This is a genomic window from Nocardioides secundeburneus (assembly GCF_039939255.1).
Lineage (GTDB): Bacteria > Actinomycetota > Actinomycetes > Propionibacteriales > Nocardioidaceae > Nocardioides.
On record NZ_JBDUUE010000006.1, the window covers coordinates 476,148 to 498,340 of the forward strand.

Consider the following 22,193-nt stretch of genomic DNA (forward strand, 5'->3'; position numbering starts at 1 on the left):
TCCGACAGTGCGAGCGGTTGCTCAGACGGCGGCGGCGTGCCGCTCGACCTCGACGACCCGGATCAGGTGGGTCATGTGGAGCAGGCGCCGGACGGCGCCGTTGCAGCCGCGCAGCGTCACGTGCTGGCCCTCGCGGGCCGCCTGACGCGAGGCGGCCGCGAGGACCTTGAGGGCGGTGACGTCGACCGAGTGGACGGCGGTCAGGTCGACCACGACGTCGTCGTGGACGGTGAGCCTCTGGTAGAGAGCGGTGCGGACCTCCCACGTGCTGCGCACGTCGAAGTCGCCAGCAAGCACGAGCACGGGTCCGTCGGTCACGATGTCCACGTCGGCCTCCTCGTTGAAACCGGTGTCGCTCCGGTACTCACTATGACGCGTCCAACTTCGCTCAGGTTGCATTCGATTCCCAGCGAGTTTCCGGAGAGTTCCGCGCATGCGCCGCGAGCACGCCGGTCGCGAGGCCGATGACGGCCGCTCCCACGGCGCCTTCGGGCGAGAAGATGTGGTCGACGTGCACCAGCCAGGCCCCGGCCGGCACGACCAGGGCCGCGGCCGTCGTCCACGACCGGGAGAGGACGCGGTCGACGACCAGCGCCACCCCGGCGACCAGCAGTGACCACGACCCGATCTCGCCGAGGTCGACCGCGGTGGCGAGCATGGCGCTGAAGTCGGCGCTGCGCTGGTAGCCCTCCCCCATGTCGCGCGTCACCCGCCCCGCGGCCACGCCGTAGATGACGTCGAGCGAGGTGTAGAAGAGCGCGAAGCCCGCGGCCCCGAGGCGCACCACCCACGCGACCGGGTCGTGCCGGCCACGCACCAGCGCCGCCAGGGCGAGGCCGAGGAGGGGGAAGAAGACCAGCCCGGCCACGTGGAGCACGTACCAGCGCTCGGCCGTCGCGGGCGTCAGCGTGTGCGGGTGGAACAACCCCGCCACCCCGAGCCCGAGGCCGGGGACCGACAGGAGGACCGGCATCCACCGCGTTGCCTTCATCTGGCTACTGTGCCCGCATGGTCAACCTCACCAGGATCTACACGCGCACGGGCGACGGCGGCGAGACGCGCCTGGGCGACCTGAGCGTGACCACCAAGAACGACCTGCGCCTGCACGCCTACGCCGACGTCGACGAGGCCAACACCCACCTCGCACTCGCGGTCACCGTCGGCGAGCTCGACGACGACGTGGTCGCCGTCCTGACCCACGTGCAGAACGACCTGTTCGACGTCGGCGCCGACCTGTGCACGCCGGTGGTGCCCGACCCGGAGTACCCGCCGCTGCGCATCACCCAGGACTACGTCGACCGGCTCGAGGGCTGGTGCGACCACTACAACGAGACGCTGCCCGGTCTGCGCTCGTTCATCCTCGGCGGCGGCACCGTCGGCGCGGCGCACCTGCACGTGTGCCGCACCGTCGTCCGGCGGGCCGAGCGGTCGGCGTGGGCGGCGCACGAGGTGCACGCCGAGACGATGAACCCGTTGGCGATCACCTACCTCAACCGGCTCTCCGACCTCGTCTTCATCCTGGCCCGCTACGCCAACCGCGAGCGCGGCGACGTGCTGTGGGTGCCGGGCGGCGAGCGGTAGCAGCACCCGCTCGCTGTCGGTGCCGCGTGCCACGATGGCGGAGTCATGAACGTCCTGCACCGGCTCACCCCGTCCGAGGTCGCGCGGCACTTCGGCCGCTCGACGCTCGAGCGCGCCCGCCCCTACGCCGAGGGCGACGCCGTCGACGGTCTCGAGATCTCCGAGCTGACCGACGAGGTCGTCACGGCCACCGCCGACGTGTGGGGCACCGAGCAGCGCCCCTACGCGGTCCGGGTACGCGCCTCGGCCTACCACGGCGTGCTGTCGGTGGCGAGCACCTGCTCGTGCCCGGTGCACCACCAGTGCAAGCACGGCGCGGCCGTCGCCGTCCGGCTCGGAGCGATGTTCCTGGCCCCGGTCGAGCGCACCTGGCACGACCGGCTCGGCGAGCTCGTCGACGACCTCGCCGCCCTCGCACCGCCCGAGACCGACCCGGTGCCCATCGCGCTGCAGCTCTCCTACGACGAGGGCCGCGCCCAGCGGCTGTACTACCAGGCCGGTCCGCTGCTGCGGCTGCGGCCGATGCGCCCGGGCAAGAAGAACAACTGGATCAAGTCCGGCATCAGCTGGTCGTCGGTGCCGCTGGCCCAGCAGCGCGAGCAGTTCGAGCCCGCCCAGCTCGAGGTGGTCCGGGCGCTCCACACGGCCCTCGAGCGGCACGGCGGCTACTGGTACGCCGGGCGCGAGCCCACCGTCGGCGACTTCGGCCCCGACGTCGTGCCCCTGCTGCTCGAGGCGCAGGCGAGCGGCATGCCACTGCTGACGCAGCACTTCTCCGCCCTGCACCTGGCCGGCAAGCCGGTCACGCTGGCCGCCGACGTCAGCCGCTCCGACGACGGCACCGAGGTCGTCGTCGGCCTCGACCACGAGGGCCGGCTGTGGCACGGCCGCGAGGTCGGCCTGTGGGGCGAGCCGGCCCACACCGCGCTGCTCGACCACGGCGACCAGACCTTCACCCTGGCCCGGTTGGCCCGGCGCCTGGCCCGGGGTCCGGTCCGCGCGCTCGGCGGCCCGCCGCTGCACCTGCCGCCCGAGGCGTCCGAGGCACTCCCCCGCGAGCTCGTCGCCCTGCGCCGCCTGCTCCCGGTCGGCTCCAGCGACGCCAGCGTCGACCTGCCCGAGGAGGTGCCGCCCCGGCTGCGGCTCACCGCCACCTGGCTCAGTGCCGACGCCGCCACGCTGGCCTGGCAGTGGGTCTACGGCGACGACGTCCACGACCTCGACGCCGAGCACGTCGGCCGCGACCGGCGCGCCGAGCGGGCCGTGCTCGCCCGTCTGCCCCAGCCGCCCGACCCGGCCCGGCGCGAGGTGAGCGGCGTCGACGTGCTGCACCTGTCGCTGCTCGAGCTGCCCGCCTGGCGGGCCTGCGACGACGTCGAGGTCGTGGAGGTCGACCCGCCCGAGTTCCGCGAGAGCGACGCCGTGCCGGTCATCGCCTTCGACGCGCCCCCGCCCGACCAGCAGGAGGGCGAGACCGACTGGCTCGACCTGTGGGTGAGCATCCGGGTCGACGGCGAGTCGGTGCCGCTGGCCTCCGTGCTGGCCGCCCTGACGCTCGATGAGGAGTACGTCGTCCTGCCGAGCGGGCTGTTCTTCCGCACCGACCGCCCCGAGTTCGCCCGGCTCCACTCGCTGGTGCGGGCCGCCGGCGAGCTGCGCGAGACCGACGACGACCGCATCAGCGTCGGGCGCCACGACCTCGGCCTGTGGGCCCAGCTCGACGAGCTCGGCGTCGTCGACGAGCAGGCCGCCGAGTGGGTCCGGCGGGCGCACGCGCTGCGCGACCTCGTCGACATCCCGCGGCCCGAGCCGGTCGGTGTGACCTCCACCCTGCGTGCCTACCAGCGCGACGGCTTCCACTGGCTGGCGTTCTTGTGGCAGCACCGGCTCGGCGGCGTCCTCGCCGACGACATGGGCCTCGGCAAGACGCTCCAGGTGCTCAGCCTGGTCGCGCACACCCGCTCGGCCACCGACCGGCCGTTCCTCGTCGTCGCGCCCACCAGCGTGGTGGCCGCCTGGGTCGGCGAGGCGGCCCGGCACACGCCCGGGCTCCGGGTCCGTCCGGTCACCTCCCTGGCCGCGCGCCGTGGCGAGAGCATCGCCGACGTCGCCGACGGTGCCGACGTCGTCGTCACCAGCTACACACTGCTGCGTCTCGAGGCCGAGGCCTACGCCGGCGTCGAGTGGGCCGGGCTCGTGCTCGACGAGGCCCAGCAGGTCAAGAACCACCAGAGCAAGGCCTACGCGGCCGTGCGCCTCGTCGAGGCACCGTTCCGCGTCGCGGTCACCGGCACGCCGTTCGAGAACCGCCTGCTCGAGCTCTGGGCACTGCTGTCGATCGTCGCCCCGGGCCTCTACCCGCGCCCCCGGTCGTTCGTCGAGCACGTCGTCCGACCGGTCGAGAAGCAGGGTGACGACGCGGCGCTGCGCCGCTTCACCCAGCGCATCAAGCCGTTCGTGCTCCGCCGCACCAAGGAGCACGTCGCCGCCGACCTGCCGCCGAAGCAGGAGCAGGTGCTCGAGGTCGAGCTGCACCCGCGCCACCGCAAGCTCTACGACACGCACCTGGCCCGCGAACGCCAGCGCATCCTCGGCCTCGTCGACGACTTCGACGGCAACCGGGTAGCGATCCTGGCCGCCCTCACCAAGCTCCGGCAGCTCGCGCTCGACCCCGCACTCGTCGACGCCGACCACGAGGGGGTCGGCTCGGCGAAGATCGACGTGCTGCTCGACCACCTCGCCGAGGTCACCGCCGAGGACCACCGCGCGCTGGTGTTCAGCACGTTCACCGGCTTCCTCCGGCGGGTGCGCGACCGTCTGGCCGACGTCGGCATCCCCGCCGTCTACCTCGACGGCTCGACCACCGACCGGCCCGGCGTCGTCCAGCGCTTCCGCGACGGCGACGTCCCGGTGTTCCTGATCAGCCTGAAGGCCGGCGGCGTCGGCCTCACCCTCACCGAGGCCGACTACGTCTACGTGCTCGACCCGTGGTGGAACCCCGCCGCCGAAGCCCAGGCCGTCGACCGTGCCCACCGCATCGGCCAGACCCGGTCGGTCATGGTGTACCGCATGGTCTCGACCGACACCATCGAGGACAAGGTCATGGACCTCAAGGCCCGCAAGGCCGAGCTGTTCGCCAAGGTGATCGACGGCGAGGGCGCCACGGCGCAGAGCATCACGGCCGACGACATCAGGGCGCTGTTCGACTAGCGCGGACGGCGCTCGCGCCGGCCCGCGCTGGTGATGGTGATCGAGCGAGCCGTCGCCGGGGGCGAACTGGGAGAGCACCCCGGCGATCCGGCGTGTCGAGACCCTGGGCACGGCACCGTCGACGAGTGCCACGACCTAGCGTCGTAGGTCCATCCTGACGAAGTCGAGCACCGCCCGTGCGAACGCCTCCGGCTGATCGAGGTTGGCCACGTGCGAGGCGCCGGACAGCACCTGCACCCGGGCGTGCGGGCACGCCCGCAGGAAGGTCCGCACCCCGAGTCGGAACTGGTCGAAGCGCCCGTTGAGGAACAGCACCGGGCACGCGACGTCGTGCAGCATCGAGGCCCGGCAGTGCGTCATCACCTCGCGCCAGGCCGCCGGGGTCGGGGCGAAGTAGTAGCCGCCGGCGATCACCGGCTCGATCATCTCCGACGGGTAGACCCGGCGCAGCAGACGGTCGTTGAACCGGGTCATCCGGGCCGGGCCGATCCGCTCGGTCAGCGCCGCCACGCCGCGGTAGACCGCCGCGCCCGGGCCAACCGGCTCGGCCGTGCACCCCGCGAGCACGAGACCGGCCAACGACGCCGCGTGCCGGGCGGCGTGGGCCAGGGCGACGTAACCGCCGAGCGAGTGTCCGACCACGACCGTGGGTCCGGGCTCGGCGGCGACCGCGTCCTGCACGACCTCGACGCACCGCTCGAGCGTGAACTCCTCCCCAGCCCGGACGCCGTGGCCGGGCAGGTCGACCAGCACGACGTCGACCGCGGGCTCGAGCAGCGGCACCTGGGGCAGCCACTGGCTGCTGGCCAGGCGCGAGCCGTGCACCAGCACCACGCGCGTCCTCGTCCCGCCCATGGTCCGAGATTAGGGTGCGCGTACTCAGGCGCCGGCCTCGAGGCCGGGCGAGGGTGGTCCCATGACCATGTCGATCACGCCGCTCGCCGCCGACCGCTTCCAGGCCTTCAGCACCGAGCACGTCGTCCTGATGCTGGTCGCGGCCGCCGGGGGCGCGAGCGCCGTCGTCGTCGGACGACGCCTCGCCCGCGGCGACGCGGGCGTCGAGCGGCGGGTACGCCGCGGTGCGGCGATCGCCGTCCTGCTCTTCACGATTCCGTTGCAGACGCTGCAGCTGCTGCCGGGCGACTTCGACTTCGGCACCTCGCTCCCCCTGCAGGTGTGCGACCTGAGCTGGATGCTGGCCGCCCTCGCCCTCTGGACCCGGCACCCCGGGGCGACGGCGCTGCTCTACTTCTGGGGCACCACGCTGGTCACCCAGGCGATCGTCACGCCCTCGCTGCAGCAGGCGTTCCCCGACCCGCGGTGGTGGATGTTCTGGGGGATGCACTGCGCGAGCGTGTGGGCGATCTGCCTGCTCCTCGGGCTCGGGCACCGGCCCGACTGGCGCGGGTTCCGCTTCGCGGTGGTGGTCACGGTGGGCTGGGTGGTCACGATGATGGTGTTCAACGCCGCGACCGGGGCCAACTACGGCTACCTCAACCGCAAGCCGTCGGTGAGCTCACCGCTCGACCTGCTCGGCCCGTGGCCCACCCACGTCGTGCTCGAGGTCGTGATCATGACCGTCGTCTGGGCGCTGATCACGCTGCCGTGGGTGCTCCGGCGTGGGTCGTCGAGCGACGCGTCGCCGGCACCAGGGCTGCGGCAGGCAGCATGAGGAGCGCGACCACCTGGAGCGCGTCGAGCGTGCCGACGCGGTCGCCCAGGGCACCGAGCACCGGCGGCCCGGCGAGGAACGCCGCGTAGCCGATGGTCGACACCACGCTCACCCGGGCGGCGGCCCGCGCCGGGTCGTCGGCGGCGGCACTCATGCCGACCGGGAAGCCCAATGCCGCCCCGAGACCCCACACCAGGCAGCCGAGGCCGACCACCCATCCCGAGCCGTGGACGACGAGCAGCACCCCGCCGGCGACGAGGGCCGCGCAGCCCCACAGCGCCGGCGCTCGTCCCCAGCGGTCGAGCAACGCGGGCGCGAGCGTGCGCCCGGCGGTCATCGCGGTCACGAAGGCCGCGTAACCGGCCACACCGACCCAGTGGGCGGTGCCGTGCCCGTCGACCAGCGCGAGGGCGAGCCAGTCGTTGGCCGAGCCCTCGCCGACAGCGAAGGTCAGCACCAGCAGGCCGACCAGCACCGTGCGGGGCTCGAGCCATGCCCGCGCCGACCCGGCCGGCTCGTCGCTCGGCGCGGAGGGCAGGAAGCCGGCACTGGCGGGCACCACGACGACGACGCCGAGCACGGCGAGCACGCTCAGGTGCGCCGTCATCGGCACGCCGAGCGCGACGACCGCGACGCCGAGCAGCGCTCCGGCCACCGTGCCGAGGCTGAACCCGGCGTGGAACCTCGGCATGATCGTGCGGCCCTGGCGCCGCTCGACCTCGGCCGCCTCGACGTTCATGGCGACGTCCCACGCGCCGACGCCGGCCCCGTAGACCAGCAGACCGGCGGCGGTCACCGGCACCGACCCGAGCACCTCGGCGCCGACGCCGGCGACCACGAGACCGATCGCGTCGGCGACCACCCCGACCTGCACGACGCGGGCCGCACCGAAGCGGGCGACGAGGGCACCGGAGGTCGGCAGCGCCAGCAGCGACCCGATCGCGATGGCGAGCAGCAGCAGGCCGAGCCCGCCGTTGCCGAGATCGAGGTCGGCGCGGAGGTCCGGCACCCGCGAGACCAGACCGGCGTAGAGCAGACCGTTGGCCGCGAACGCCACACCGACGCGCCCGACCGAGGAGTCGACCACGGGTCAGCGGTTCCAGTCGGTGCCCGGCGGGCTCGCCTCGAGCCACGCCTGGAAGCCGGTGAGGGAAGCCGCGCTCATCGCGAGCTCGACCTCCTCGCCCGCGGGGGTCTCGCAGCGGATCACGAGGTGGTCGGGGTAGAGCGAGAGGCGCTCGGCGCCCAGCGGCTCACGCCGTTGGTCGTAGCTGAGCGTGTCGCGCGGCCAGGTGCGCTTGGGCCGGGGCGAGATCGAGAACACCCGGAACCACTCGAGGGTCTCGCCGGAGTAGCGACCGACCCCGAGAACCCAACCGCGCCCGTCCCCATGGGGACGGGCGCGGTGGCTGAGCTCGAAGGTGCCGCCGTGGCGGGCGATCACGCGACGGCGGACGACCAGGGCGAGACCGTAGAGCAGGACGAGCAGGAGGATGGCGCCGAGGATGTCGAGCAACCACTGCCACCATGCCATGTTGCCCGCTCGCTCCTCTGCCTCGGAGCGTTCACCCTAGCGGGGCGAGGTCACGCTCCGGACACAGGGTGGTGCCGGTTCAGCGAACCTTCTCGGCGGCGCGGATCCGGGCCTCGGCCCGGCGGATGCGCCGCTCCTCGTCGTCCTCGGCGAGGTCGCCCTCGGGCTGGCGATCGAGCTCGGCACGAGCGGCGTCGACGTCGATCTCCTCGGCCAGCACGGCCCGCTCGGACAGCACCGACACGCGGTCGGCCGCGACGGAGAGGAACCCTCCGTCGACGGCCGCCACGACGACGTCGCCGTCCTCGGCGGAGATCTCGACGACCGCGTCGGTCAGCAGCGACAGCAGCGGGGCGTGCCCGCGCAGGATGCCGACGTCGCCCTCGACCGTGCGGGCGATGACCATCGTGGCGCGACCGGACCACACGGTCCGGTCGGCCGCGACGAGCTCGACCTGCAGTGCTCCGTCGTTGTCAGCCATGTCAGAGGTTCTTCTGGATCTCGGCCCACTTGGCCTCGACGTCGTCGAGACCGCCGCACATGAAGAACGCCTGCTCGGCCACGTGGTCGTACTCACCGTCGGCGATCTTGTTGAACGCCTCGATGGTGTCGCTCACGGGGACCGTGGAGCCCTCGATGCCGGTGAACTGCTTGGCCACGTAGGTGTTCTGCGACAGGAAGCGCTGGATGCGGCGCGCCCGGCTGACGATGACCTTGTCCTCCTCGGACAGCTCGTCGACACCGAGGATCGCGATGATGTCCTGAAGCTCCTTGTTGCGCTGCAGGATCTGCTTGATCCGGATGGCGCAGTCGTAGTGCTCCTGGCCGATGTACTCGGCCGAGAGGATGCGCGACGTCGACGTCAGCGGGTCGACCGCCGGGTAGATGCCGAGCGAGGCGATCTCGCGCGAGAGCTCGGTGGTGGCGTCGAGGTGGGCGAACGTGGTCGCCGGCGCCGGGTCGGTGTAGTCGTCGGCCGGCACGTAGATCGCCTGCAGCGAGGTGATCGAGTGACCACGCGTCGAGGTGATGCGCTCCTGCAGGGTGCCCATCTCGTCGGCGAGGTTGGGCTGGTAGCCCACGGCGGACGGCATGCGGCCGAGCAGGGTCGAGACCTCGGAGCCGGCCTGGGTGAAGCGGAAGATGTTGTCGACGAACAGCAGCACGTCCTGGCCCTGCACGTCGCGGAAGTACTCCGCCATCGTCAGCGCCGACAGCGCGACGCGCAGGCGCGTGCCCGGCGGCTCGTCCATCTGGCCGAACACCAGGGCGACCTTGTCGAAGACCTCGGCCTCCTGCATCTCGACGATGAGGTCGTTGCCCTCGCGGGTGCGCTCACCGACGCCGGCGAACACCGACACACCGTCGTGGTCCTTGGCGACGCGGGCGATCATCTCCTGGATGAGCACGGTCTTGCCGACGCCGGCGCCGCCGAACAGGCCGATCTTGCCGCCCTGCACGTACGGCGTCAGCAGGTCGATGACCTTGATGCCGGTCTCGAACATCGTGGTCTTGGCCTCGAGCTGGTCGAAGGCCGGTGCCTTGCGGTGGATGCCCCAGCGCTCGGCGGGCTCGAAGGTCTCGCCCTCCTCGAGGTTCAGGACGTCCCCCGTGGCGTTGAAGACGCGGCCGAGGGTGATGTCACCCACCGGCACGGTGATCGGCTCGCCCGTGTCGGTCACGAGACCGCCACGCACCAGGCCGTCGGTCGGCTTCAGCGAGATGGCGCGGACCATGCCGTCACCGATGTGCTGGGCGACCTCGAGCGGCAGGACGGTCTCCTCACCACCGAGCGTCACGGTCGAGAGGAGCTTGTTGTAGATCTCCGGCATCGCGTCGACGGGGAACTCCACGTCGACGACGGGGCCGATGACTCGGGCGATGCGACCGGTTCCGGCCGCACCAGCCTCGGGGGACGTGTCAAGCGTTGCGGTCATGGTCACTCACTCCCTGCGTTCGCATCGGCGAGCGCGTTGACGCCACCGACGATCTCACTGATTTCCTGGGTGATACCGGCCTGGCGGGCCTGGTTGGCGATTCGGGTGTACTTCTTGATGAGCTCTTCGGCGTTGTCCGTCGCGGACTTCATCGCCTTCTGGCGTGCCGCCAGCTCGGAGGCCGCGGCCTGGAGGTGGGCGAAGTAGATCCGGCTCTGGACGTACTGCGGGAGCAGCCCGTCGAGCACCGCCTCGGGCGAGGGCTCGAACTCGTAGAGCGGCAGGACGTCACCCTTCTCGGGTGCCTCGGTGCCCTCGACGACCTCGAGCGGCAGGAGCCGCACCGCGGTGGGCTCCTGGGTGAGCATCGAGCGGAACCGCGTGTAGACCACGTGGACCTCGTCGACGCCCTGCCCGGCGGCCTCGTCCTGCTCCTCGAGGAAGGCCGCGATCAGCGTCTCGCCGATCTCGGCGGCGGCGTCGTAGGACGGCTGGTCGGAGAACCCGGTCCAGGTCTGGACGACGGCGCGCTGACGGAAGCGGAAGTAGGCCTCGCCCTTGCGGCCGCTGATGTACCAGTCGACCTCCTTGCCCTCCTCGCGGAGCCGCTCGGCGAGCCGCTCGGCCTCCTTGAGCACGCTCGAGGAGTAGGCACCGGCGAGACCACGGTCGCTGGTCACGACCAGGACCGCCGCCCGCTTCGGGTTCTCCTGCTCGGTGGTCAGCGGGTGGTCGACGTTGGAGAACGTCGCCACCGCCGACACCGCGCGGGTGAGCTCGCGGGCGTAGGGAGCCGCGGCCTGGGCCCGCTGCTGCGCCTTGATGATGCGGGACGCAGCGATGAGCTCCATGGCGCGGGTGATCTTCTTGGTCGACTCGACCGACTTGATCTTCGCGCGGTACTCACGCAGCGAAACTGCCATGGCTGAGCTCAGCCTCGCTTCTGCTTGACGATGGTCTCCTGCTCGAGGTCCTCGTCCTCGAGCGCCTCGGCGCTCTCGGTACCAGCCTTGATCGAGCCGCCGTCGGAGGTCTCGAACTGGTCGAGGAAGGACTCGTAGGCAGCCTCGAGGCCGGCCTCGTCCTCGAACTTCGCCGTCTCGCGGATGGCCGAGAGCAGGCCGTCGTGCGAGCGACGCAGGTAGTCGAGGAACTCCTGCTCGAAGCGCAGGACGTCGCCGACCGGCACCTTGTCGAGACGACCGGTGGTGCCGACCCACAGGGAGACCGTCATCTCCTCGAGCGGGTAGGGCGAGTAGGCCGGCTGCTTGAGCAGGGCCATCAGGCGCTGGCCGCGGTCGAGCTGCTGGCGCGAGGCGGCGTCGAGGTCGGAGGCGAACATGGCGAAGGCCTCCATCGCGCGGAACTGCGCGAGGTCGACCTTGAGCGAGCCGGTGACGGCCTTCATCGCCTTGGTCATGGCCGAGCCGCCCACGCGCGAGACCGAGACGCCGACGTCGATGGCCGGGCGCTGGTTGGCCGCGAACAGGTCGGACTGCAAGAAGATCTGGCCGTCGGTGATCGAGATGACGTTGGTCGGGATGAACGCCGAGACGTCGTTGGCCTTGGTCTCGATGATCGGCAGGCCGGTCATCGAGCCCGCGCCGAGCTCGTCGGACAGCTTGGCGCAGCGCTCGAGCAGCCGGCTGTGCAGGTAGAACACGTCGCCCGGGTACGCCTCGCGGCCCGGCGGACGGCGCAGCAACAGCGACACGGCGCGGTAGGCCTCGGCCTGCTTGGTGAGGTCGTCGAAGACGATGAGGACGTGCTTGCCGTCGTACATCCAGTGCTGGCCGATGGCCGAGCCGGTGTAGGGGGCGAGGTACTTGAAGCCGGCGCTGTCGGACGCCGGGGCGGCGACGATCGTGGTGTACTCCAGCGCGCCGGCCTCCTCGAGAGCACCGCGGACGGCGGCGATCGTCGAGCCCTTCTGACCGATGGCGACGTAGATGCAGCGGACCTGCTTGGTCGGGTCGCCCGACTCCCAGTTCTGCTTCTGGTTGATGATCGTGTCGATCGCGATCGTCGACTTGCCGGTGGCGCGGTCGCCGATGATGAGCTGGCGCTGGCCACGGCCGACGGGGGTCATCGCGTCGATGGCCTTGATGCCCGTGGCGAGCGGCTCGTGCACCGACTTGCGCTGCATGACGCCGGGCGCCTGGAGCTCGAGCGCGCGACGCTCGGACGACTCGATGTCGCCGAGGCCGTCGATCGGGGCACCGAGCGGGTTGACGACGCGGCCCATGAAGCCGTCGCCCACGGGGACCGAGAGGATCTCGCCGGTGCGGCGGACCGTCTGGCCCTCCTCGATCTTGTCGAAGTCGCCCAGGACGACGACGCCGATCTCGCGGGTGTCGAGGTTGAGCGCGAGGCCCAGGGTGCCGTCCTCGAACTCCAGCAGCTCGTTGGCCATGCACGACGGCAGGCCGCTGACGCGCGCGATGCCGTCGGCGGTCTGGGCGACCGTGCCGACCTCCTCCTTGGAGGCGGCGTCGGGCTGGTAGTCGGCGACGTACTTCTGCAGCGCGTCCCGGATCTCGTCCGGACGGATCGAGAGCTCCGTCATCGTTTCCTTCTCTCTACTCTGTCGTGTCGCGTACGTCGTACGTCGTCAGGTCTGGGGGTGGGTGTCAGCCGGCGATCTTGCGGCGGGCGTCGTCGAGCCGGCTCGAGACGGTGCCGTCGATGACGTCGTCACCGATCTCGACCCGGATGCCGCCGAGCAGCGTGGGGTCGACCAGCACGTTGAGGTGCACCGAGCGGCCGTACTGGCTCGAGAGCACCGCGGCGAGACGCTGGGTCTCGGCGTCGGTGAGGGCCCGGGCACTGCGCACGGTGGCCACGCCCTCGCCGTGCACCTCGGCGGCGGTCTTCTGGTAGGCAGCCAGCGCGGCCGAGACCGTGCGGTAGCTGCCCGAGAGCGCCTGCTTGCCGAGCGTGATGGTCGACGGCAGGGCCTTGCCGTCGAGCAGCTGCCCGACCAGCGCGGCCTTGTCGTCGGTGCTGCGGGCGGGGTCGGACAAAGCGTCGCGCAGCTCGGTGTTGTCCTTGACCGTCTGGGACCAGGCGAACAGCTCGTCGGCGAGCCGACCGGAGTCGGAGCCGGTGGCCTTGACCAGGGCGACGACGCTGAGGTGCTCGAGGACGTCGGCCAGGTCGCGGGTCGCGGTCCAGCGCCGCGAGACCGCGGCCTTGAGCACCGCGAGCGAGCCCTCGGCGACCTTGCCGCCGAAGACCTCGCCGACCAGGCCCTGCTTGGCCTCGGCCGGGACGGCGCCGTCGGTGGCGAAGCGCCGCAGCGCGCCCTCGGCGCGCAGGGTGGTCGCCACCGAGAAGAGGTCGTCGGCCACTCGGGCCGCGTCACCGACGCCGAGCTGGGTGTCCAGCTCGGCGGTGAGCGTGGCGAGCGCCTCGGCTGAGGCTCCGCGCAGGTCCATCGGTCTTCCTCTTCTCAGTTCTGGGCCGGCGTGCCGGCCTCGAGGTCGGCGAGGAAACGCTCGACGACCCGGCTCTGGCGCTCGTCGTCATCGAGGCTCTCGCCCACGATGCGGCCGGCGAGGGTGGTGGCGAGCGTGCCGACCTCGGTCCGGAGCGAGGTGACCGCCTGCTGGCGCTCGGCCTCGATCTGGGCCTTGCCGTGCTCGACGATCCGCGAGGCCTCGGCCTGGGCCTGCTCCCGCATCTCGGCGACGATCACCGCGCCCTGCTCGCGCGCCTCCTCACGGATGCGCGCGGCCTCGTGACGAGCGTCGGCCAGCTGCTGCTCGAGCTCGGCGAGCTTGGCGTCGGCCTCGGCCTGCTTGGTCTCGGCCGCGGCGAGGCCGCCCTCGATCGCCTTCGTGCGCTCGTTGAACGTCGCCTCGAAGTTCGGGTAGACGAACTTCTTGACGGCGAGGAAGAGCAGTCCGAAGACGACCAGGGACAGGACGATCTCGGCGAGGTGGGGCAGCAGCGGGTTCAGCTCGCCCTCACCGGCTGCGCGCGTCACGGCGGGCGCGATCAGTGACTGCATGACAGGTCCTTCCAGGTCCTACGCGGAGCCGGCTGCTAGAGGACGAACGCGAGGGCGATACCGATGATCGCGAGCGCCTCGGCGAGCGCGAAGCCCAGGATGGCGATCGACTGCAGGCGGCTCTGGGCCTCCGGCTGGCGAGCGACACCGCTGATGTAGGCGGCGAAGATCAGACCGATGCCGATACCCGGGCCGATGGCGGCCAGGCCGTAACCGATCATGTTGAGGTTGCCGTCCACGGCGATTTCCTTTCGGTTGGTGCTACTTCAAATGCGGGTCAGGGGGTGGTGCGGGTCCAGCAGGTGGGGCAGGTGGATCAGTGCTCGTCGGCGAGGGCGCCGGCGATGTACATGGCAGTCAGCAGGACGAAGACGTAGGCCTGCAGGAACTGGATCAGGACCTCGAGGAACGCCACGGCGATGAACAGCACCCAGGCGAGCAGGCCGACGCCGATGTAGGCCCCGCCCAGCTCGACGATCAGGTGCTCGCCGCCGAGGGCGAACAGGATGAGGAGCAGGTGGCCGGCGAACATGTTGCAGAACAGACGCAGTGCCAGCGTGACCGGTCGCACGAGGAGGTTGGAGAAGAACTCCAGCGGCACGATGAGCACCAGGATCGGGCCCGTGACGCCGCTCGGCAGGCACTGCAGCTTGAGGTAGCCGACGAGGCCGTGCTTGCGGATGCCGACACCGTTGTAGATGACCCAGGTCAGCGCGGCCAGGCCGTAGACCATGCCGGCGCGCGAGAAGGTCGGGAACTGCAGGAACGGGATCGTGGCGAAGAAGTTGTTGAACAGCACGAAGAAGAACAGCGTGAACAGGTAGGGCACGAACCGCTGGAAGTCGTGGCTGCCGATGATGTCGCGGCCGATCGAGTTGCGCACGAAGCCGTAGCCCTGCTCGCCGATGTACTGCAGCTTGCCCGGCACCATCGCGCGCTTGCGCGAGGCGAGGTAGAACAGCCCGAAGACGAGGACGGCGGCCAGCACCACCTGGATCATGGGCTTGGTGACGCCGAGCACCCACTCCTGGCCGAAGAGGTGGAACGACCCGAAGTCGCCACCGACCGGGGGCAGGTTGAAGTCGGCCGGGCCCGGTGCCTGGAACTCCTCGGCGCGAAGCTCGCCACTCATCTGGTCTTCCCCATCTCGTCGCTCAGTTCTTGTCCGCTGGCGCCCGGAAGCGCGCGAAGGTCATGTAGATCGCCAGGCCGGCGCCGAACAGGATGCCGACCACGACCATGAAGCTGGTGCCCCACCACCGGTCGAGCAGCCACCCCGCGCCGCCGTAGAGCAGCACCCCGGCCACCAGGTAGCCGAAGACCGCCCACGGGTCGCCACCGGACGAGACCTCCGGCGAGGTCTGCGGAGTGTCGTCGGACCGGCTCATCGCGGTCCGGACGATAGCAGTCGTGCGTGCTCATCGTTCACTCCCCTCCGCCGAACCGACGCCGACGGGCTCGGGCAGGTCGTAGGCCGGGATCCGGGCGCGCATCGCGTGCCTCACCAGACACACCGTCCAGGCCAGTGCCACGGCGATGACGCCGGCACCGAACCAGGACGGACTCAGCGAGCTCTCGATGTCGTCGGCGGCCCGGAGTGCGCCGAGCAGGAGCGCCAGTGCCGCGACCTGCAGCGTGTAGGTGAGCATGGCGACGATCAGCGAGGCCGCCGGCATCAGCCCCGCGACGAGGTCGACGACGGCGAACCCCGTGGCCAGCACCAGCACCGTGACGGCAGCCCCGGCCAGCGCTCCGACGAGCCCGGTCGACCCGCCGAGCACGACGCCGAGGACGGCGACGACCACGCCCGCGACGGCGCCGGCGGACACGGCCACGCCGAGCATGGCCACGCCGTAGGGGCGGGCCGTCCTGCTCGGGGCGGTGGTCTCGGTCGTCATCGTCGGCGGCCGTTCTGTCTGGTCGACGGGGGCATCGATCGGAGGCGGTCGGGGGCGGTGCGCGTGCCCTGAACGGGTGCTCTTCAGGTGTCGTTCAGGTGCTTGTGAATGCTATCACAAAGTCTCGGTGGCCCCCACGTCGAGGCTCGGCTCGGGGGCCGGGGCGTCGAGCGGCGGGCTGATGCCGGGCCCGTGCAGACGCGGCAGCAGGAAGGTCAGCAGCAGCGCGACGACCGCCAGACCGCCCACGACCAGCAGGCTCCACGCGTCGCTGACCAGGCTCACCAGCACCGTCGACGCGGCGATCGATCCGGCCCACATCCACAGGATCAGGACGGCACGGCGGTGGCTGTGCCCGATCTCGAGCAGCCGGTGGTGCAGGTGCAGCTTGTCGGGCGCGAACGGCGACTGCCCCGCCCGGGTGCGGCGGATGATGGCCAGGATCAGGTCGATGAGCGGCACGATGAGGATCAGGATCGGCAGGGCCACCGGCAGCAGCATCGGCAGCAGGCTGGCCCGGGCCCCCTCGGCCCCCATGGCGATGTCCTCGTCGGAGAACTGGGTGGTCACCGTGATGGCGGTCGCCGAGAGCATCAGGCCGATGAGCATCGACCCGCTGTCGCCCATGAAGATCCGGGCGGGGTGGAAGTTGTGGATCAAGAAGCCGGTGCACACCCCGGCCAGGGCCGCCGAGAGCAGCGCCCCGGTGGTCGCGAGCGTGACGCCGTTGAGGTCGGAGAGCATGTAGCAGTAGACGAAGAACGCCGCCGCGCTGATGCCGACGACGCCGGCGGCGAGGCCGTCGAGTCCGTCGACGAAGTTCACCGCGTTGACGGTCGTGATGACGATGAGCGCCGTCAGGATCGCGCCTTGACTCTCGTCGAGAGCGAACTGGCCGCCGCCCGGGGTGTAGAAGAACCGGAACTGGATGCCCGAGAGCACCAGCAGGCCGACGGCGAGCACCTGGCCGCCGAACTTCGTGAGCGCGTCGAGGTCGAAGATGTCGTCGAGCACCCCGACGCCGCAGATGAGCGCGCCGGCCGCGATGACGCCGCGGACGTCCTCGAAGGTGAACGAGGCGCTCAGCGACGTCGACAGGAACGGCAGCTGCTGGGCCACGACGTAGGCGGCCACGAGGCCGCCGAGCATCGCGATGCCGCCCAGGTAGGGCGTCGGCGTCTCGTGCACGTCACGGTCGCGCACGGCCGCGTAGGCCCGGGTGCGGACGGCGATCTCGCGGGCGACGACCGTGAGCAGGTAGGTGATCGCTCCCGCGACGAGGAAGACGACGAGGTACTCACGCATCGGTGAGGGTCGCCCCCAGGGGCTCGAGGACCTCGTTGAGCTGCTCGAGGCTGAGCGCGCCGTGCCGCAGCACCCGGCCCTGCGCGGTGGTGACGTCGACGATGGTCGAGGCCTCCCCCACCGGCGACTCGCCGGCGTCGACGATCACCGCGACCTTGTCGCCGAGCATCTCCTCGGCCTGGTCGGCGTCGGTGGCCGCGGGCATGCCGGTGAGGTTGGCCGAGCTGACGGCGAGCGGACCGGTGCGCTCGAGGATCTCGCGGGTCAGGTCGTGGTCGGGCATCCGGACCGCGACCGTGCCGCGGGTGTCGCCGAGGTCCCACATCAACGAGCCCTGTTGCTGGCACACGAGCGTGAGCGGCCCCGGCCAGAACTCCTCGACGAGCGCGCGGGCGAAGGCCGGCACCTCGCGGGCGAGGGCGTCGAGCGTCGTGGCGCTGCTGACCAGCACCGGCGGCGGCATCTCCCGGCCACGGCCCTTGGCGTCGAGCAGGTCGGCGACGGCGTCGGCGTCGAAGGCGTCGGCGGCGATGCCGTAGACGGTGTCGGTGGGCAGCACGACGAGGTTGCCGCGCTGGACGGCGAGGGTCGCGGCCTCGATGGCCGCCTCGCGCTCGTCGTCGGTCGACGTCGGGAAACGCTCGGAGCTCACCTGGGTCATCCTGCCAGCCCCGTGCTCAGCCGCGCCGTCAGGTAGCGCGGTCGTCCGGCCAGGTCGTGGTGGTCGCGGACGTCGGCCCACCCGCCCGCGGCGAGGAACACCCCTGGTGCGGACTCGCCCTGCACGTCGGCGTGCTCGGCGCCGACGACGCCGCCGCGGCGCAGCAGCAGCCGGGCCCGGCGCTCGAGCACCCGCATGGCGTCGAGGCCGTCGTCGCCGGAGAACAGCGCGAGGTGGGGGTCGTGGTCGCGCGCCTCGGCGGCCACGGACTCCCAGGCCTCGAGCGGGATGTACGGCGGGTTGCACACGACGACGTCGACCGAGCCGGCGAGGTCGTCGAAGGCGTCGTCCATCGAGCCGGCCCGCAGGTCGACGCCGGTGCCGGAGAGGTTGCGCTGGGCCCACGCCAGCGCGCCCTCGTCGAGCTCGACGGCGTGCACCTCGGCGTGCGGGACCTCGTGGGCCACGGCCTTGGCGATCGCGCCCGAGCCGGTGCAGAGGTCGACGACGACCGGCCGCTCGAGCCCGACGGCGGCCTCGACCGCCCAGCCGGCGAGCAGCTCGGTCTCGGGGCGGGGCACGAAGACCCCGGGCCCGACGGCGAGCTCGACGAACCGGAAGCCCGCCACGCCGGTGAGGTGCTGCAACGGCTCACGCGCGGCCCGGCGGGTCAGCAGGGCGTCGTAGGCAGCGATCTCGCGCTCGCCGACCTCCTCGACCAGCACCAGCCGCGAGCGGGGGACGTCGAGCACGTGCGCGAGCAGCACGGCGGCGTCGTGCTCGGGGCTGGCGACGCCGGCGGCCTCGAGACGTGCCGCGGCGGCCCCCAGGAGCGAACGCGGCCTCACTGCTCGAGCGCGGCGAGCCGGTCGGCGAGGTCGGCCTCGTTGCAGGAGTCGAGCACCGGGCGGAGGTCGCCGTCGAGCACCTGGTCGAGGTTGTAGGCCTTGTAGCCGGTGCGGTGGTCGGAGATGCGGTTCTCGGGGAAGTTGTAGGTGCGGATGCGCTCGGAGCGGTCGACGGTGCGGACCTGGCTGCGGCGGGCCTCGCCGGCGGCGGCGTCGGCCTCCTCCTGCGCCACGGCCAGCAACCGGGCCCGGAGGATGCGCATCGCCTGCTCCTTGTTCTGCAGCTGGCTCTTCTCGTTCTGGCAGCTCGCCACGATGCCGGTCGGCACGTGGGTGATGCGCACGGCCGAGTCGGTCGTGTTGACGCTCTGACCGCCCGGCCCGCTGCTGCGGTAGACGTCGATGCGCAGGTCGGAGTCGTGGATCTCGACGTCGACCTGCTCCGCCTCGGGCAGCACCAGGACGCCGGCGGCGCTGGTGTGCACGCGCCCCTGCGACTCGGTGACCGGCACCCGCTGCACCCGGTGGACGCCGCCCTCGAACTTGAGCAGGCCGAACGGCGCCGTGCCGGGCTCGGGCGTGCCCTTGGCCTTGACGGCCACGGTGACCGACTTGAACCCGCCGAGGTCGGACTCGGCGGCGTCGATGACCTCGACCGACCAGCCGGCGCGCTCGGCGAACCGCGAGTACATGCGCAGCAGATCGCCGGCGAACAGGGCCGACTCCTCGCCGCCCTCGCCCGACTTGATCTCCAGGATCGTGTCGTTGTCGTCGGCCGGGTCACGCGGCACCAGCAGGCGCCGCAGCCGCTCCTCGGCCTCGGGCAGGCGGGCCGCGATCGACTCGGCCTCCTCGGCGAAGGTGGGGTCCTCCGAGGCGAGCTCGCGCGCGGCCCCGAGGTCGTCACCGAGCGTCGACCAGTCGCGCCAGGCGTTGATGATCCCGCTCAGCTCGGCGTAGCGCCGGTTGAGCTTCTTGGCCAGCCGGGCGTCGGCGTGGGTCTCGGGCGCGGCGAGGCGTCCCTCGAGCTCACGGTGCTCGACGAGCAGGCTCTCGACGGCCTCGAACATGACGACTCCTCAGCTGGCAGCGGTTGGAAACAGCACGAGCGCCGGCCCCGCGGACGGGAACCGGCGCTCGTGGAGGCGCTACTTGGAGTCGGCCGCAGCCTTCTTCTTGTACCGGGCCTCGAAGCGGGCGACGCGGCCGCCGGTGTCGAGGATCTTCTGCTTGCCGGTGTAGAACGGGTGGCACTGCGAGCAGACGTCGGCGTGGATCCGGCCGGAGGTCGCGGTGCTGCGGGTGGTGAACGTCGCGCCGCAGGTGCAGGTGACCTCGGTGGCGACGTAGTCGGGGTGCGTGTCCTTCTTCATGGTGTCCTCTCATTCGTCCCGGGTCGCCGCACGGCGCGCAGCGTGAACCGGAACCGGTACATCGTAGTGAACCCCGCGGGGCCTCTCACAATTCCGAGGGGTGCCGCAGGCCCGGACGGGCGGTGTCGGCGCCGGTGTCGTCGCTCGTGCGCGTGCGTGCGGCTCGTTCGCCGTGCAGGCGCAGACGGACGTAGACGGTGGTGCCGACGCCCTCGGCCGACTCGAGGACGACGTCGCCGGCGTGCTTGTCGATGATGGTCTGCACGATGCGCAGGCCGAGTCCCGTACCGGCGATCTCGTTGGTCATCGCGTTGGAGGCCCGGAAGAACCGCGTGCCGAGCCGGTCGAGCTCGGCCCGCGGGATGCCGATGCCGTGGTCGCGGACGGCGACCTCGACCCGGTTCAGCACCCGCTTGACGGTGACCTCCACGGTGCCGTCGTCGTGGCTGAACTTCACCGCGTTGGTGAGCACGTTGAGGAACGCCCGGTAGAGCATCGCCCGGTCGCAGACGACGAGCAGCGCCTCGTCGGGGGCTTCGACGTCGACCGCGATCCCGCGTCGCGCCGCCGTCATGCGCACGTCGGTGACGGCGTCGGTGACCATCGCGGTCACGTCGGACGGCTCGAGCTCGGAGGGTCGGGTCTCGGCCCGCGACAGCGCCAGGAGGTCGTCGATGAGGGCCCGCAGCCGGACGACGTTGCGCCGGGTGGCCTCGAGCATGCGGGCGTGGCGCGGCTCGAGGCGACCCTCGAACTCGTCGGCGACCATCTCGAGGTAGCCGCTGATCGTGGTCAGCGGCGTGCGGAGCTCGTGCGAGACGTTGGAGACGAAGTCGTCCTTGGCGCTGTCGAGCACGTGCAGCTCGTCCTGGATGCGGCCCTCGACCGCGCGGGCGCGCAGGCCGGCGTCGGCGAGGTCGTTGAGCGCGCGGGCGATCGAGCGGACCTCCTGGGGGCCGCGCAGCGCTCCGGCTCGTCCCTCCGGGTCGTTCCTCAGCATGCGCTGCACGACCTGCTCGAGCTCGGCCAGCGGCTCGGCGACGTCGCGCGCCAGCCGCGACCGGGTGCGCGCCACGAGCAGGAGCGCCGCGACGAGCACGAGCAGGGCCGCGAGAGCGGTGAGCCGGAGGCGGAGCGAGGCCGCGTCGCGTGCGTCGGCGAGGTGCTGGGCCAGCTCGGCGCCGGTGCGACGCTCGGCACCCTGCACCTCGGCGGCCAGCTCGCGGCCGACGGCGGCGCGTTCGGGGTCGGGCGCACCGGGCGGCGCGGCGATGGTCGGTGCGGCGTAGCCGCGCACCCAGGCCTCGACCGCCGCCCGCTCGGCCGAGACCGTGACCTCGAGCACGGCGTCGCCGTCGACGATGTCGGCGAGCTCGAGCTCGGCCGCCAAGCGCATCGCGTCGGTCTCGGCGTAGCCGCTCTGCGCCGACGGCTCGCCGGTGAGGGCCCAGTCGTCGGCGGCCGCGGCCATGGCGGCCGTCGCGGCGGTGTAGCGGTCGTGGGCCCCGAGGGCGGGCTCGACCTCGTCGGAGAGCGGGTGGAGGGCGTGGTCGGCGAGCAGCACCCCGAGCACGCACACCACCGCCGCGGCGACGGCGAGTGCCGCCGGCTGCCACACGGCCGGCGACAGCAGGCGGGCGACCGGCCGACCGGGGACGCTGCGTTGCACCACGACCGCCACGCGCCTTTCGCCCTGGCGAGCGCTCCCCAACGGCGCCCGGCGCGCCAATCGTAGACGCGCGGGCCGGGTGAGGCGGCCGTTCGCCCAGGACGCCGAGACGGACGGGCAGCCGTCAGCCGCGTTGGAGCAGTGCCTCGACCCGCGCAGCGAGCTCGCGCGGGCTGAAGGGCTTGGTGATGTACTCGTCGGCGCCGGAGTCGAAGCCGGTCGAGACGTCGGACTCCTGGGCCCGGGCGGTGAGCAGGATGACGGGCAGGTCGCGCAGGTCGGGGTCGGCCCGGATCACCCGGATCGCATCGAGACCGGAGACGCCGGGCATCATGACGTCGAGCACGCACAGGTCGGGACGCTGCGCCCGGCACGCCTCGATGGCGGCCCCGCCGTCGCCGACCGCGACGATCTCGTGCCCCATCGTCGAGAGCTTGAACTCGACCAGCTCCCGGATGTCGACGTCGTCGTCGGCCACCACGATCCTCGCCAT

Annotated in this window: 25 protein-coding genes; 3 read left to right on the plus strand and 22 right to left on the minus strand. The window is 71.9% G+C overall.

Annotation, left to right across the window (positions count from 1 at the left end; translation table 11 throughout):
* Positions 1-21: 21 nt before the first annotated feature.
* Both ABFT23_RS18625 and ABFT23_RS18630 read right to left on the minus strand, forming a co-directional pair.
* Positions 22-327: an STAS domain-containing protein gene (locus ABFT23_RS18625; RefSeq protein WP_347897882.1), complete on the minus strand. Its 306-nt coding sequence runs from the start codon at positions 325-327 to the stop codon at positions 22-24.
* A 61-nt stretch (positions 328-388) separates the two neighbouring features.
* Positions 389-991: a hypothetical protein gene (locus tag ABFT23_RS18630; protein WP_347897884.1), complete on the minus strand. Its 603-nt coding sequence runs from the start codon at positions 989-991 to the stop codon at positions 389-391.
* A 17-nt stretch (positions 992-1,008) separates the two neighbouring features.
* On the opposite strand from ABFT23_RS18630, the gene ABFT23_RS18635 reads away from it, so the two are divergent.
* The gene (locus tag ABFT23_RS18635) at positions 1,009-1,581 is read left to right on the plus strand and encodes a cob(I)yrinic acid a,c-diamide adenosyltransferase (protein WP_347897886.1); all 573 of its coding nucleotides are present in this window, start codon (positions 1,009-1,011) and stop codon (positions 1,579-1,581) included.
* 45 nt (positions 1,582-1,626) lie between these two features.
* Positions 1,627-4,791: a DEAD/DEAH box helicase gene (locus ABFT23_RS18640; RefSeq protein WP_347897888.1), complete on the plus strand. Its 3,165-nt coding sequence runs from the start codon at positions 1,627-1,629 to the stop codon at positions 4,789-4,791.
* 135 nt (positions 4,792-4,926) lie between these two features.
* Here ABFT23_RS18640 and ABFT23_RS18645 read toward each other — a convergent pair whose 3' ends face one another.
* Complete coding sequence (locus tag ABFT23_RS18645; protein ID WP_347897890.1) at positions 4,927-5,646, minus strand: alpha/beta fold hydrolase; 720 nt, start codon at positions 5,644-5,646, stop codon at positions 4,927-4,929.
* A gap of 61 nt (positions 5,647-5,707) precedes the next feature.
* Here ABFT23_RS18645 and ABFT23_RS18650 point away from each other — a divergent pair, with 61 nt between their 5' ends.
* A complete protein-coding gene (locus tag ABFT23_RS18650) occupies positions 5,708-6,463 on the plus strand; it encodes a YwaF family protein (protein WP_347897892.1) in 756 nt (251 codons plus the stop codon).
* On the opposite strand, the gene ABFT23_RS18655 is transcribed toward ABFT23_RS18650, so the two are convergent.
* From ABFT23_RS18655 to ABFT23_RS18745, 19 genes are all read right to left on the minus strand, one after another.
* Positions 6,387-7,550, minus strand: coding sequence for an MFS transporter (locus tag ABFT23_RS18655; RefSeq protein ID WP_347897894.1), 1,164 nt, complete (start codon positions 7,548-7,550; stop codon positions 6,387-6,389). The two genes, ABFT23_RS18650 and ABFT23_RS18655, sit on opposite strands and share 77 nt — an antisense overlap.
* Positions 7,551-7,553: 3 nt before the next feature.
* Entirely contained in the window at positions 7,554-7,997 is a 444-nt protein-coding gene (locus ABFT23_RS18660) for a DUF2550 domain-containing protein (protein WP_347897896.1), read from the minus strand.
* Between the two features lie 79 nt (positions 7,998-8,076).
* Entirely contained in the window at positions 8,077-8,478 is a 402-nt protein-coding gene (locus tag ABFT23_RS18665) for a F0F1 ATP synthase subunit epsilon (RefSeq protein ID WP_347897898.1), read from the minus strand.
* A 1-nt stretch (position 8,479) separates the two neighbouring features.
* Entirely contained in the window at positions 8,480-9,934 is a 1,455-nt protein-coding gene (gene atpD / locus ABFT23_RS18670; RefSeq protein WP_347897900.1) for a F0F1 ATP synthase subunit beta, read from the minus strand.
* Positions 9,935-9,936: 2 nt separating this feature from the next.
* Positions 9,937-10,857 (minus strand): F0F1 ATP synthase subunit gamma, encoded by a 921-nt coding sequence (locus tag ABFT23_RS18675; RefSeq protein ID WP_347897902.1) that lies wholly within the window; start codon positions 10,855-10,857, stop codon positions 9,937-9,939.
* A gap of 8 nt (positions 10,858-10,865) precedes the next feature.
* The gene (gene atpA, locus ABFT23_RS18680) at positions 10,866-12,500 is read right to left on the minus strand and encodes a F0F1 ATP synthase subunit alpha (protein WP_347897904.1); all 1,635 of its coding nucleotides are present in this window, start codon (positions 12,498-12,500) and stop codon (positions 10,866-10,868) included.
* Positions 12,501-12,564: 64 nt separating this feature from the next.
* Entirely contained in the window at positions 12,565-13,371 is an 807-nt protein-coding gene (locus tag ABFT23_RS18685; RefSeq protein WP_347897906.1) for a F0F1 ATP synthase subunit delta, read from the minus strand.
* 14 nt (positions 13,372-13,385) lie between these two features.
* The gene (locus tag ABFT23_RS18690) at positions 13,386-13,946 is read right to left on the minus strand and encodes a F0F1 ATP synthase subunit B (RefSeq protein ID WP_347897908.1); all 561 of its coding nucleotides are present in this window, start codon (positions 13,944-13,946) and stop codon (positions 13,386-13,388) included.
* Between the two features lie 35 nt (positions 13,947-13,981).
* Entirely contained in the window at positions 13,982-14,185 is a 204-nt protein-coding gene (gene atpE, locus ABFT23_RS18695) for an ATP synthase F0 subunit C (protein WP_300402666.1), read from the minus strand.
* A 77-nt stretch (positions 14,186-14,262) separates the two neighbouring features.
* The gene (gene atpB / locus ABFT23_RS18700; protein ID WP_347897910.1) at positions 14,263-15,078 is read right to left on the minus strand and encodes a F0F1 ATP synthase subunit A; all 816 of its coding nucleotides are present in this window, start codon (positions 15,076-15,078) and stop codon (positions 14,263-14,265) included.
* A gap of 22 nt (positions 15,079-15,100) precedes the next feature.
* Positions 15,101-15,334 (minus strand): AtpZ/AtpI family protein, encoded by a 234-nt coding sequence (locus ABFT23_RS18705; protein WP_347897912.1) that lies wholly within the window; start codon positions 15,332-15,334, stop codon positions 15,101-15,103.
* Between the two features lie 30 nt (positions 15,335-15,364).
* Entirely contained in the window at positions 15,365-15,844 is a 480-nt protein-coding gene (locus ABFT23_RS18710) for a hypothetical protein (protein ID WP_347897914.1), read from the minus strand.
* Between the two features lie 114 nt (positions 15,845-15,958).
* Complete coding sequence (locus ABFT23_RS18715) at positions 15,959-17,149, minus strand: glycosyltransferase family 4 protein (protein WP_347897915.1); 1,191 nt, start codon at positions 17,147-17,149, stop codon at positions 15,959-15,961.
* On the minus strand, positions 17,142-17,801 hold the full coding sequence (locus ABFT23_RS18720; protein ID WP_347897917.1) for an L-threonylcarbamoyladenylate synthase: 660 nt from the start codon (positions 17,799-17,801) through the stop codon (positions 17,142-17,144). Before ABFT23_RS18720 ends, ABFT23_RS18715 begins: the two co-directional genes overlap by 8 nt.
* 5 nt (positions 17,802-17,806) lie before the next feature.
* Complete coding sequence (gene prmC, locus ABFT23_RS18725; protein ID WP_347897919.1) at positions 17,807-18,658, minus strand: peptide chain release factor N(5)-glutamine methyltransferase; 852 nt, start codon at positions 18,656-18,658, stop codon at positions 17,807-17,809.
* Complete coding sequence (gene prfA / locus ABFT23_RS18730) at positions 18,655-19,728, minus strand: peptide chain release factor 1 (protein ID WP_347897921.1); 1,074 nt, start codon at positions 19,726-19,728, stop codon at positions 18,655-18,657. The genes prmC and prfA overlap by 4 nt, the downstream gene beginning before the upstream one ends.
* Positions 19,729-19,806: 78 nt before the next feature.
* Positions 19,807-20,031, minus strand: coding sequence for a 50S ribosomal protein L31 (gene rpmE, locus ABFT23_RS18735; protein ID WP_347897923.1), 225 nt, complete (start codon positions 20,029-20,031; stop codon positions 19,807-19,809).
* A gap of 85 nt (positions 20,032-20,116) precedes the next feature.
* A complete protein-coding gene (locus ABFT23_RS18740; protein ID WP_347897925.1) occupies positions 20,117-21,703 on the minus strand; it encodes a sensor histidine kinase in 1,587 nt (528 codons plus the stop codon).
* Between the two features lie 121 nt (positions 21,704-21,824).
* The gene (locus ABFT23_RS18745; RefSeq protein ID WP_347897927.1) at positions 21,825-22,193 is read right to left on the minus strand and encodes a response regulator transcription factor; all 369 of its coding nucleotides are present in this window, start codon (positions 22,191-22,193) and stop codon (positions 21,825-21,827) included.